Origin of the sequence: Pseudoxanthomonas putridarboris (assembly GCF_038321125.1) — a bacterium.
In the GTDB taxonomy this organism is placed as follows: domain Bacteria; phylum Pseudomonadota; class Gammaproteobacteria; order Xanthomonadales; family Xanthomonadaceae; genus Pseudoxanthomonas_A; species Pseudoxanthomonas_A putridarboris.
In genome coordinates, this window is the sequence record NZ_JBBWWT010000002.1 from 470,597 (window position 1) to 482,925 (window position 12,329).

The following is a 12,329-nucleotide window of genomic DNA, read 5'->3' on the forward strand; positions in this document are numbered from 1 at the left end:
CCCAAGGGCGCCCCTACAAGGAACGGAGGTTCCCTTGGGCGCGATGCTTTTGTGCAGAGGGCGAGAATTCCGGTACGCAAACAAAAGAGGCGCCCGAGGGCGCCTCTTCACGCGTGCATCCGATGGCGAACCCCGTCAGCGACCGCCGCCGAATATCCCGCTGCCGATCTTCAGGATGTCGCCCAGCCCCAACTGGCCATCGCCATCCTGGTCCAGCACGGCGCCCAGCAATCCGCCGCCCAGGCCGCCCTGCTGCTGCGCCACCTGGCGTTCCTGGCCCAATATCTGGCTCAAGGCGTTCGGATTGGCGCTGCCCTGGCCCAGGAAGCGTTGGGCCAGGAACGACAACACGATGGGGGCCAGGATCTTCATCAGCATGGCGGACTTGTCGCTGCCCAGGCCGGTGGCCTGGCCCAGGCTGGCCTCGGCGCGCGGCTGGGCGCCGCCGAAGATATGTCCCAGGATGGCCGCGCCATCCGCCTGCCGGCCGGGCGCCGAACCGCCGCTCAGCACCGCACCCAGCACGTTGCCCAGATCGAGGCCGGCATGGTCTTTCTGCAATGCGCCGAACAGGGCCTCGGCACCCTGCGGCTGGGCCGCATTCTTGCCCAGCGCGCCCAGCAGCAGCGGCAATGCCGCGCCGACAGCGTTGGAGGCCTGCATCTGACCGATGCCCAATTGCTGGGATACCTGCTGCAGGGGCGCGCCCTGCAACTGGGCGAAGAGTTCTTCTGCGAGGGACTGGTTGCTCATCGTGCGGTCGTCCTCCTGGACGTGTGTGTGGCGTGGCAGGGACCCATGCTAGCGCCAAATTGTGTGATCGCCGACTCACAATAAAAGCCAGCCGACCGGCGGGCGTCCCGCCGGAACGAAAAAGCCGCATGCCCGTACAGGCATGCGGCTTCGGGGAAGCCCGGCGCTGGGATCACGCCAGGTCGAAGCGGTCGAGATTCATCACCTTGGTCCAGGCCGCCACGAAGTCCTGGACGAACTTCTCCCGCGCGTCCGCGCTCGCATAGACTTCGGCCAGCGCACGCAGCACGGAGTTCGAACCGAACACCAGGTCCACGCGCGTGCCGGTCCACTTCACTTCGCCGGTCTTGCGGTCGCGGCCCTCGAACACGTCCTTGGCGTCCGAGGTCGGCTTCCACTCCGTGCCCATGGCGAGCAGGTTGACGAAGAAGTCGTTGCTCAGCGTGCCGGGCTTGTCGGTGAACACACCGTGCGTGGCGCCGCCGACGTTGATGTTGATCGCGCGCAGGCCGCCGATCAGCACGGTCAGCTCGGGAGCGGTCAGGGTGAGCAACTGCGCCTTGTCGATCAGCAGGTGCTCGGCCGGCACCGCGAAGCGGCCCTTGACGTAGTTGCGGAAGCCGTCGGCGACCGGTTCGAGCACGGCGAAGGATTCGACGTCGGTCTGCGCCTGGCTGGCGTCGGTGCGGCCGGGCGCGAACGGCACGGTCACGTCGAAGCCCGCCGCTTTCGCCGCTTGTTCGATGCCGGCGTTGCCGGCCAGCACGATCAGGTCGGCCAGCGAGACTTTCTTGCCGCCGCCGGCTTCCAGGTTGAACTCCAGCTGGATGCGTTCCAGCGCCTTGAGCACCTTCGCCAGTTGTTCCGGCTGGTTCGCCGCCCAGTCCTTCTGCGGCGCGAGACGGACACGCGCACCGTTGGCGCCGCCGCGCTTGTCGCCGCCGCGGAAGGTGGAGGCCGAGGCCCAGGCGGTGCCGACCAGTTCGGATACCGTCAGGCCGGAGGCCAGCACCTTGGCCTTGAGCGATTTGGCGTCCTGTTCGTCGATCAGCGGATGATCGACCGTCGGCACCGGGTCCTGCCAGATCAGCTCTTCCTTCGGTACTTCCGGGCCGAGGTAGCGCACGCGCGGACCCATGTCGCGGTGGGTGAGCTTGAACCAGGCGCGGGCGAACGCTTCGGCGAAGGCCTGCGGGTTCTCGAGGAACTTGCGGGAGATCGGACCGTAGATCGGATCCAGGCGCAGCGACAGGTCGGTGGTCAGCATGGTCGGTTTGCGCTTCCTCGACGGATCGTGGGCATCGGGAACGATCTCGCCGGCGTCCTTGGCCACCCACTGGTGCGCGCCGGCCGGGGACTTCTCCAGTTCCCATTCGAACTTGAACAGGTTCTCGAAGAAGTTGTTGCTCCACAGCGTGGGCGTGGTGGTCCAGGTCACTTCCAGGCCGCTGGTGATCGTGTCGCCGCCCTTGCCGGTGCGGAAGCGGTTGTGCCAGCCCAGGCCCTGCGATTCGATGTCGGCCGCTTCCGGATCGACACCGACGTTGTCGGCCGGGCCGGCGCCGTGGGTCTTGCCGAAAGTGTGGCCGCCGGCGATCAGCGCGACGGTTTCCTCGTCGTCCATCGCCATGCGTCCGAAGGTGTCGCGGATGTCCTTCGCGGCCAGCAGCGGATCGGGGTTGCCGTCCGGGCCTTCCGGATTCACGTAGATCAGGCCCATCTGCACCGCAGCCAGCGGATTCTCCAGGTTGCGCGAGTGGACCTTGCCGTCGGCATCGTCGTCGGAGACGAGCACGCCCTCGTCGGCCGGCTTCTCGACGCCCTCCGATCCGTGGGCATAGCGCACGTCGCCACCCAGCCAGGTGGTCTCGCGGCCCCAGTACACGTCCTGGTCCGGTTCCCAGACGTCCTCGCGCCCGGCGCCGAAGCCGAAGGTGCGGAAGCCCATCGTCTCCAGCGCGACGTTGCCGGTGAGGATCAGCAGGTCGGCCCAGGAAATCTTCTGGCCGTACTTCTGCTTGATCGGCCACAGCAGGCGGCGCGCCTTGTCCAGGCTGACGTTGTCCGGCCAGCTGTTGAGCGGGGCGAAGCGCTGCTGCCCGCGGCCGCCGCCGCCGCGACCGTCCGCGATGCGGTAGGTGCCGGCGGCATGCCAGGCCATGCGGATGAAGAGAGGGCCGTAGTGGCCGAAGTCGGCCGGCCACCAGTCCTGCGAATCGGTCATCAGCGCGCGCAGGTCCTTCTTCAGTTCGTGGTAGTCGAGCTTCTTGAATTCCTCGCGGTAGTCGAAATTCCCGTCCAGCGGATCGGACTTGGACGAATGCTGGCTCAGCAGGTCCACGCGCAGCTGGTTGGGCCACCAGTCGCGGTTGGTGGTGCCGCCACCGGCGGTCGCGTGGAACGGGCACTTGGATTCGTTTGACATGGTCTCTGCCTTTGGCTTTGGGTGGATGACGCTTTGCGGAAAGGGAGGCGGGCCCGCATGCGGGCCGACGGATCGTGGCGCGGGCATGCGGGCTGCCGGTGGGCGTGCGCCCGCGATTCGATCAGTCGCCCCGGTCGCAGCGGCGATGCGGTCGGGGCGCGGTCGGGAGACGGTGTCCGTCGAAGGCCGCACGATCATGGGGCGACGACGTGGGCGGCGGCTTCGCGCGCCGGGAGAGTGCGCTCATGGCTGACGTTCTCGTTGGCTTGGCGGGACTTGGTCAGACTAGGCAATGCAAACGATCAATGAAAATCGTTTTTGGCGAAGAGTCCGATAGCAGGCTTGAATGGTGCGCTGCGGAAGGGCCTAGTATCGCTCCACACGATACTCCCCCCGGATTACACCGGTGTTGTACCGATGTGCTGGACGGGGAACGGTGCCTGTCGACCCTTGTGGGAGCGACGTCAGTCGCGACGTGTAGTTCCCGGTCGCGACTGACGTCGCTCCCACAATGTTGATGTCGCTTTTTTGTGCGGTTGCGGAAGCCCGGCTAGAGCAGCGACTTCAACCGGTACAGCGCTTCCAGCGCCTGCTTGGGCGTGAGCTCGTCGGGATCGAGCGCGGCCAGCGCCTCCTGCGCGGCCGATGGCGTGGGCGCGAACAGTCCGAATTGTTGCGGGGCATCCAGCGCCTGCGGGGCCATGTCGGACGCATGCGATTCGCGCCCGCGCTGCTCCAGTTCCGCCAGGCGCCGACGGGCCTGCTGCACGGTGGTCTTCGGCAGGCCGGCCAGCGCGGCCACCTGCAGGCCGAAGCTGCGGTCGGCGGGGCCGTCCTTCACCGCGTGCATGAAGACCAGCGTATCGCCGCGCTCCTTGTCGTGATGCTCCACGGCATCCAGGTGCACGTTGGCGATGCCGCTGCCGGGCTCGGCCAGCGCGGTCAGCTCGAAGTAGTGCGTGGCGAACAGCGTGTGGCAGCGGTTGATCGCGGCCAGGTGGCGGGCCACCGCATCGGCCAGCGCCAGGCCGTCGTAGGTCGAAGTGCCGCGGCCGATCTCGTCCATCAGCACCAGCGATTGCGGCGTGGCGTGATGGAGGATGTAGCTGGTTTCGGCCATTTCCACCATGAAGGTGGATTGCCCGCGCGCCAGGTCGTCGCCGGCGCCGATGCGGGTCAGGATGCGGTCGATGGGGCCGATCCGCGCGCGGCTGGCCGGCACGAAGCTGCCGATGTGCGCCAGCAGCACGATCAGCGCGTTCTGCCGCATGTAGGTGCTCTTGCCGCCCATGTTGGGGCCGGTGATCACCAGCATCCTGCGGTCTTCGTCCATGCGCAGGTCGTTCGGCTCGAAGGGCTCCTGCCTTACCGCTTCCACCACCGGGTGCCGTCCGCGTTCGATGTGCAGGCCGGGCGCTTCGTGCAGTTCCGGCCGCGACCAGTCCAGCGCCTGCGCGCGCTCGGCGAAGGCGGCCAGCACGTCCAGTTCGCTCAGCGCGGCGGCGCAGTGCTTCAGCGGTTCCAGGCGCGCGTTGAGCGTATCCAGCAGTTCCTCGTAGAGCAGCTTCTCGCGCGACAGCGAACGCTCCCGCGCCGACAGTACCTTGTCCTCGAAGTTCTTCAGTTCCTCGGTGATGTAGCGCTCGGCGCCGGTCAGCGTCTGCCGGCGGGTGTAGTGCACCGGCGCCTTGTCGGCCTGGCCCTTGCTGATCTCGATGTAGTAGCCGTGCACGCGGTTGTAGCCGACCTTCAGCGTGGGGATGCCGCTGCTTTCGCGTTCACGGGCTTCCAGGTCGATCAGGAACTGGTCGGCATGCGTGCTGAGCCGGCGCAGTTCGTCCAGTTCGGCGTCGTAGCCGTCGGCCAGCACGCCGCCGTCGCTGAGCTTGAGCGGCGGCTGCGGCGCGATGGCGGCCGACAGCAGGGCGGCGGTTTCGTCGTGCTCGCCCAGCGCGTTCGCCAGCGATTGCAGGCGCGGCGAATCCAGCGGAGCCAGCAGTTCGCGCACCTGCGGCAGCAACGCCAGGCCGTCGCGCAGGGTGGACATGTCGCGCGGACGTGCGGAACGCAACGCGACACGGGTCAGGATGCGTTCGACATCGCCCAGCGCACGGAAGCCGTCGCGCAGATCCGTCTCGGCACCACGTTCGATCAACGTGGCCACGGCATGGTGGCGCTCGCCCAGTACGCGGCGGTCGCGCAGCGGGCGGTGCAGCCAGCGGCGCAGCAGGCGGCCGCCCATCGGCGTGATGGTGGCATCCAGCACGCCGAGCAGCGTGTTTCGGGTGTCGCCGTCCACGCGCGTATCCAGTTCCAGATGACGGCGGGTGGCGGCGTTCATGGCGATGGCGTCGCCGGCCGATTCCACCGCGATCGCGGTCAGGTGCGGCAGGCGCTGCTTCTGGGTTTCCTCCACGTAGCCCAGCAATGCGCCGGCGGCCGCGGTGGCCAGCGGTTTGTCGTCGATGCCGAAGCCGGTCAGATCGTGCAGGCCGAAGAACTGCAGCAACTGGCGGCGGCCGCTGTCCGGGTCGAACAGCCACGGCGCGCGACGGCGGATGCCGGTACGTTGTGCGAAGAAGGCAGGCCAGCCTTCCTCGTCGGGCAGCAGCAGTTCGGCCGGCTCCAATCGCGACAATTCCGCTTCTAGCGCGTCGTCGCTTTCCACTTCGTTGACCATGAAACGTCCGCCGGCCAGGTCGGCCCAGGCCAGTCCGTACCCGCCGCGGCCGCGCGCCACCGCCATCAGCAGGGTGTCGCGGCGCTCGTTCAACAGGGCTTCGTCGGTCACCGTGCCGGGGGTGACGACGCGCACCACCTTGCGTTCCACCAGCCCCTTGGCCAGCGCCGGATCGCCGATCTGCTCGCAGATCGCCACCGATTCGCCCAGCGCGACCAGTCGCGCCAGGTAGCCTTCGTAGGCATGCACCGGTACGCCCGCCATCGGGATCGGTGCGCCGCCGGAACTGCCGCGCTGGGTCAGGGTGATGTCCAGCAGCCGCGCCGCCTTGCGGGCGTCGTCGTAGAACAGTTCGTAGAAATCCCCCATCCGGAAGAACAACAGGAGATCCGGGTACTCCGCCTTGGCGGCGAAGAACTGCTTCATCAGCGGCGTGTGGGAGGCGTGCGCAGCGGTATTCTGTTTTTGCATCGTCGAATCAATGGTTTAAGTGATGTTGCAGCGTGTGCCTGGGACAAGTTCGGGGCATTCCGCCGTCGAACCATGCCATTCCACGCCAAAAGCGAACCCAGGCGCGCTTCGATCCGCTGCGCACCTGACGGGTATGTTCGAGTTCGGCGACATCGATGTCCTGGAGTCACGGCAGCGCCGCGCCGGTTCGCTCTTATCTTCCCACGCCGGGTTGCACCCTGGCACGCCCATGCGGGTCGTGTTGACCGAGATCAATGACCCGTCGCACCACGGGCGTACATTGGCGCCGACTAAGGAGGCGTGATGAACCGGCGGAATGTGCTTATCGGCGCGGGTGGCGCGGCCTTGCTGGCGGGCGCTGGCGCCTTCGGCTGGCGTTCGGCCGTCGGTTCGGCAGGCGACTACGAGGCCTATGCCGAACGATTGCGGGCACCGCTGCCGGCACGCGCCGGGATAGGGGATCTTGTCCGCCATGCGACGCTTGCCGCCAACAGCCACAACACCCAGCCGTGGCGGTTCCGCGTCGGGGCGGGTTCGATCGACATCCTGCCCGACCTGGCGCGCGCCACGCCCGCCGTCGATCCGGACGACCACCACCTGTTCGTCAGCCTCGGCTGCGCGGCCGAGAACCTCGCCATCGCCGGTGCCGCGAGCGGACGGCCCGGCACGTTGGTGTCGCAGGAGGACGGCAGCGTCCGCTATGCCTTCTCCGAATCCGGGCCGCGTCCCGATCCGCTGCTGGCCGCGATACCGCGGCGGCAGTCCACGCGCGCCCTGTATGACGGCCGCTCCGTTGCCGCCGCCGATATCGAGGCGCTGCAACGCGCTGTTCGCATGCCGGGCGTGCGCACGCTCATCCTGACCGACCGCGCGCGGATCGACCGGGCGCGCGACCTGGTGGTCGCCGGCAACGATGCGCAGATGGCCGATCCCGCTTTCATGGCCGAGCTGAAGGCGTGGCTGCGCTTCAATCCGCGCAGCGCCATGGCGAGGGGCGACGGGTTGTTCTCGGGCTCGACCGGCAATCCGCCGCTGCCGGATGTCCTGGGACGCCGCGCCTTCGATGCCTTCTTCGACGCCGCAGGCGAGAACGACAAGTACGCCCGGCACATCGATTCCTCGGCGGGCATCGCGGTCTTCCTCGCCGAACGCGAGGACAAGGCGCACTGGGTCGCCGTCGGCCGCACCTGCCAGCGGTTCGCGCTGACGGCGACCACGCTCGGGCTCAAGCACGCCTTCATCAACCAGCCCGTCGAGGTGGCGCGGCTGCGCCCGGAACTGGCCGCGCTGGTCGGGGCGCCCGGTATGCGGCCGGATCTCGTACTGCGCTTCGGCTACGGGCCGACCCTTCCTTATTCGCCCCGCCGTCCGCCGGCATCCGTCCTGATCCAGTAAAACCGGAGGTGGGCTTGCGAAGGAGCGGAAAGGTGCTGTCGATCGTCTTCGTCACGTTGGCCCTCGTGGCTGCACTGGTGTTTGTCGCCTATCGCAGCGACATGCGGCGGGCGCAGGCCGCCGCCGAAGGCGCACCGGTCGCGGTCACCGTCGCCGGGCCGATCGAATATGCCGAAGCGGGCCAGGGCATGCCGGTGCTGTCGATCCATGGCGCGGGCGGCGGCTGGGACCAGGGACTCGCCAACGTCGCCGGCGTCTTCGGCGCGGAGTTCCGCGTCATCGCCCCGTCGCGCTTCGGCTATCTCGGCACGCCGCTGCCCCCCGATGCATCCGTCGCGGTGCAGGCCGATGCCCACGCGGCGCTGCTCTCGGCGCTGGCGGTGGACAGGGCCGTGGTGGTGGGCGTGTCCGCCGGCGCGCGCTCGGCGCTCGAACTGGCGCTGCGGCATCCTGACAAGGTTTCGGCGCTGATCCTGATCGTGCCCGGCACCTACGCGCCGGACAGCCCGGTTGCGATCGAGGACAGCCGCGGCAGCGCCCTGGCATTCCGGCTGGTCAACGCGGGCGCCGACTTCACGTGGTGGGCCGCCGAAAAGATCGCGCCGTCGATGCTCGTGCGTTTCCTTGGCGTGGAGCCCGCGCTGCTCGATATGGCGACACCAGCGGAACGCGAGGCGGTGCTCGGCATCGTCCGCAGCGTCCAGCCGCTGTCACGGCGCGTGGCCGGGATCAACCTCGACAGCGTGCCGGACGCGGCCCGGCCGCCGCTGGAACGCATCGCCGCGCCCACGCTGGTCGTGACGGCGCGTGACGACCTGTTCAATACGCTGCCCGCCGCGGAGTTCGCCGCCGAGACGATCCCCGGCGCCGAGTTGATCGTCTACGACACCGGCGGCCACCTGCTCGTCGGGCATGGCGAGGATCTGAGGCGGGTGGTTCACGATTTTCTCGTGCGTGCCAGCCTGGCCGACTAGGCCATGGCGCCATGACCGGCCGCAGGCAAGGATGAGCGGATGGAGCCTGCACCTGCCGGCATCGAGAGGCGATGCGTATGGGACTTCATAGCGTAAGCCTGATTCTGCACGATCGTGCGGAAAAACAAGGACTTATCCATGCCAAAGTAACGGCCTGCGTATCGACGCAGTGCAGAATGCCGATCTGTGAAGCCGGTGTTAATTTCGCATCGACGCAAGGGGAGTTGCGTACGCCACAGGCGGCACGACCGCCGGAGAACAGACAGAGCAGACGCTCGGACATCGATAGTCATTGCTGCAAGCACCATTCGTCAGAAACACGACCCTTGGGAGGGGAGAACATGGTCACTGCATTGCCCAGGCACAAAGCGCTCACGCTTGCTGTCTTCGCCGCCCTGTGCGCCACGCCGCACGCCTATGCGCAGCAGGCAGCCGCGGAGGAAGAGCCCACCACGCTGGGCACCATGACGGTGACCGCGCAGAAGCGCGAAGAGACCGCGCAGAACGTGCCGATCTCGGTGACCGCGATTTCCGAGCAGTTGCTGCAGGACACCGGCGTGCGCGACATCAAGGACCTGCAGGTGCTGGTGCCCGGCATGACCGTGACCAGCACGCAGAGCGAAGCCATCACCACCGCGCGCATCCGCGGCATCGGCACGGTCGGCGACAACGTGGGCCTGGAATCCTCGGTCGGCGTGGTGATCGACGGCGTTTACCGCCCGCGCAACAGCGTCGGTTTCGGCGACCTGGGCCAACTGGAACGCATCGAAGTGCTGAAAGGGCCGCAAGGCACCGTGTTCGGCAAGAACACCTCGGCCGGCGTGATCAACGTGGTCACCCGCCGCCCCAGCTACGTGCAGAGCGCCGAGGGCGAGGTCACCGTCAGCAACTACGGCGGCCTGGGCGTCTCCGGCAGTTACAACGACGCGGTGGGCGAAGTGGGCGCGTTCAACATCTACGCCGCCAAGCGCAAGCGCGACGGCTGGATGGACGTGCGCACCGGCAACGGCCCGCGCCGGGAAACCGAGGACTATGACCAGAACTACCACACGGTGCGCGGCAAGTTGTTGCTGGAGCCGACGGACACCCTGGACATCCAGTTGTCGGCCGATTTCACCAAGCGCGAGGAGAATTGCTGCACCGCCGTGCAGACCACAGTGGGCACCAGTGCGCTGGTGCTCAACGCCGTGGCCGGCCAGCAGACGGTCGCGGCGCCGGGCGACGACCCCTTCGACCGCGTCGCCTACAGCAACCGGCCGACCACGCAGGACATCGAGGACAAGGGTGTCTCGGCGGAGATCAACTGGGATTCGCCGTGGTTCGGCGGGGCAACCCTCACCTCGATCACCGCCTCGCGCGAGTGGCAGGCGATCAATGGCCTGGATTACGACTTCAGCACCGCGGACATCCTGTACCGCAACGGGAGCAAGGACGAGTCGTTCACCGGCTTCGAGACCTTCAGCCAGGAATTCCGCCTGACCGGGTCCACCGACCGGGTCGACTGGATGATCGGCGCCTTCTATTCCGACGAAGACCTGAATCGCACCGAGACCTATCGCATCGGCGCGCATTACGAGCCGTACGTGTCGTCGCTGATCACCAATCTGGTGCTCGGTACGCTGGCGCAGCAGCTCGCGCCCCTCGGCCTGGCCGTGGACATGTCCAATCCCGCGCTGTTCCTGTCGCAGGTGAGCGGGCAGCCGTTCGGCACCAACTTCGCCGGCCTCGGCGCGCTGGACCACTACAAGCAGAACGCGAAGAGCCTGGCGCTGTTCACCAACAACACCTGGCACGCGACCGACGCGCTGGACCTCACGCTGGGCCTGCGCTACACCCGCGAAGAGAAGGAATTGTCGTCGGTCTACAGCAATCCGAACGGAAGCATCGGCTGCGGCTCGATGCTCGCCAATCCGGCGGGCCGCGTCGGCGCCGCGCTCTACCAGCGCATCCCGGGTCTTGCGATGCTGCCGCCGGCGAACCAGGCGGCCATCATCGGCGGCGCCGCCAACCAGATCATCGGTTATTCGTGCCTGCCGTGGGCCAACGCGTTGCACAACGGGCGCAACACCTTCCAGGAAAGCGAGGAGAAGGAGTGGTCCGGCACGCTCAAGGCGGCCTACCGCTGGAACGAGAACGTGATGACCTACGCCTCCGCCGCGCGCGGCTACAAGGGTGGCGGCTTCAACCTCGACCGCGTGCAGTCGGCCGACGGCAACTCGAGCAGCGGGCAGGGCATCACTCCGGTCAACGACACGTCGTTCCCCGGCGAATTCGTGGACAGCTACGAATTGGGCGCCAAGACCACCTGGGCTGGGGGCACGCTGCTGCTGAACGCCACGTTGTTCCACCAGAAGTACGAGGACTTCCAGCTCAACAGCTTCCTGGGCACCAGCTTCGTGGTGCGTTCGATCCCCGAAGTGACCTCCGAGGGCCTGGACGCGGAGATCCTGTGGCAGCCCAGGGGCGTCCCCGGGCTGATGCTGCAGGGCGGCCTGATGTATGCCGACACCACCTTCGGCGACAACATCCCGGGTGGCGACTTCGCCGTGGGGACGCCGTTGAGTTCGTCAGGCGCGCTCTACAAGCTGCCGGGCGCGACCATGCCGTTCGCGCCGGAGTGGTCCGGTTCGGCATCGCTCACCTACGAATGGGACTTCTCGAACAACCTGACCGGCCGCTTCAACATCGGCGCGAAGTACATGTCCGACTACAACACCGGTTCGGACCTCGATGTCGAAAAGCACCAGGATTCCTACACGATCCTCAATGCGCGCATCGGCTTCGGCGACAGCGCCGGACGCTGGACGGTCGAACTGTGGGGCACCAACATCACCGACGAGGAATACGTGCAGGTGGGTTTCGATGGACCCCTGCAGAACCTGTTCCCCGATCCGGGCAATCCGTTCAATACCTACAACGCGTTCCTCGGCGCGCCCAGGATGTATGGCGTGACACTGCGCGTGCGCTACTGATCTCCGCCACGCGGCATGCGGCACCGACGGCCCGCCCCTGGCGGGCCGTCTTCGTTCAGGCCGGGCGCCGCCGACGCGACAGGGTCCGGGAAATCGGCTACAACAGGCGTATCCCCCGCGCAGATGACGTCTTGCAATGTCCGGACCCAGTGACGATGAGCTCAACCGGCTCGCCCATGCCCTCGGCGAGCGCCTCAGGCAGACGCGCGACCATCTGGTCACCGCCGAAAGCTGTACCGGTGGCTGGATCGCCAAGTGCGTGACCGACATCGCCGGCTCGTCGGACTGGTTCGACTGCGGCATGGCGGCCTACAGCTACGAGGCCAAGCAGGCCCTGCTGGGCGTGCGCCCGCAGACGCTTGAAACGCACGGCGCGGTCAGCCGCGAGACGGCGATCGAGATGGTGTCCGGCGCGCTGGTCAATTCCGGCGCCAGCGTGGCGGTGGCCGTCACCGGCATCGCCGGCCCCGGCGGCGGCAGTCCCGACAAGCCGGTGGGCACGGTCTGGATAGGCTGGAAGCGGCGCGGCGGCTACGCGCGCGCCGAGGTGTTCCATTTCGACGGCGATCGGGAATCGGTGCGCAGGCAGACGGTGGCCGCCGCCCTGCGCGGGCTGGAGAAGGTGTAGCCGTGTCCGCCGTCGTCCATGCCCTCGATGC

The 12,329-nt window shown here is 67.6% G+C and carries 7 protein-coding genes; 4 read left to right on the forward strand and 3 right to left on the reverse strand.

The window, feature by feature from the left end; all coding sequences use genetic code 11:
- Positions 1-135 precede the first annotated feature (135 nt).
- The 3 genes from AAD027_RS06180 to mutS form a co-directional block, all read right to left on the reverse strand.
- The gene (locus AAD027_RS06180; protein WP_341725140.1) at positions 136-753 is read right to left on the reverse strand and encodes a DUF937 domain-containing protein; all 618 of its coding nucleotides are present in this window, start codon (positions 751-753) and stop codon (positions 136-138) included.
- 172 nt (positions 754-925) lie between these two features.
- Positions 926-3,178, reverse strand: a complete 2,253-nt coding sequence (katG, locus tag AAD027_RS06185) for a catalase/peroxidase HPI (RefSeq protein WP_341725141.1) — start codon at positions 3,176-3,178, stop codon at positions 926-928.
- A 550-nt stretch (positions 3,179-3,728) separates the two neighbouring features.
- Positions 3,729-6,329, reverse strand: coding sequence for a DNA mismatch repair protein MutS (gene mutS / locus AAD027_RS06190; protein WP_341725142.1), 2,601 nt, complete (start codon positions 6,327-6,329; stop codon positions 3,729-3,731).
- Positions 6,330-6,632: 303 nt separating this feature from the next.
- Here mutS and AAD027_RS06195 point away from each other — a divergent pair, with 303 nt between their 5' ends.
- The 4 genes from AAD027_RS06195 (at position 6,633) to AAD027_RS06210 (ending at position 12,298) form a co-directional block, all read left to right on the forward strand.
- The gene (locus AAD027_RS06195; RefSeq protein ID WP_341725143.1) at positions 6,633-7,724 is read left to right on the forward strand and encodes an Acg family FMN-binding oxidoreductase; all 1,092 of its coding nucleotides are present in this window, start codon (positions 6,633-6,635) and stop codon (positions 7,722-7,724) included.
- A gap of 32 nt (positions 7,725-7,756) precedes the next feature.
- Positions 7,757-8,698 (forward strand): alpha/beta fold hydrolase, encoded by a 942-nt coding sequence (locus AAD027_RS06200; RefSeq protein WP_341725144.1) that lies wholly within the window; start codon positions 7,757-7,759, stop codon positions 8,696-8,698.
- A gap of 341 nt (positions 8,699-9,039) precedes the next feature.
- The gene (locus AAD027_RS06205) at positions 9,040-11,670 is read left to right on the forward strand and encodes a TonB-dependent receptor (protein ID WP_341725145.1); all 2,631 of its coding nucleotides are present in this window, start codon (positions 9,040-9,042) and stop codon (positions 11,668-11,670) included.
- Positions 11,671-11,806: 136 nt separating this feature from the next.
- Positions 11,807-12,298 carry a CinA family protein gene (locus tag AAD027_RS06210; protein WP_341725146.1) on the forward strand — a complete coding sequence of 164 codons (492 nt, stop codon included), beginning with the start codon at positions 11,807-11,809 and terminating at the stop codon, positions 12,296-12,298.
- Positions 12,299-12,329 lie beyond the last annotated feature (31 nt).

Coding starts and splice junctions, on each gene's coding strand:
- AAD027_RS06205 (WP_341725145.1), top strand. CDS start 9,040: ATGGTCACTGCATTGCCCAGGCACAAAGCGCTCACGCTTGCTGTCTTC.
- AAD027_RS06180 (WP_341725140.1), bottom strand. CDS start 753: ATGAGCAACCAGTCCCTCGCAGAAGAACTCTTCGCCCAGTTGCAGGGC.
- AAD027_RS06195 (WP_341725143.1), top strand. CDS start 6,633: ATGAACCGGCGGAATGTGCTTATCGGCGCGGGTGGCGCGGCCTTGCTG.
- katG (WP_341725141.1), bottom strand. CDS start 3,178: ATGTCAAACGAATCCAAGTGCCCGTTCCACGCGACCGCCGGTGGCGGC.
- mutS (WP_341725142.1), bottom strand. CDS start 6,329: ATGCAAAAACAGAATACCGCTGCGCACGCCTCCCACACGCCGCTGATG.
- AAD027_RS06210 (WP_341725146.1), top strand. CDS start 11,807: ATGTCCGGACCCAGTGACGATGAGCTCAACCGGCTCGCCCATGCCCTC.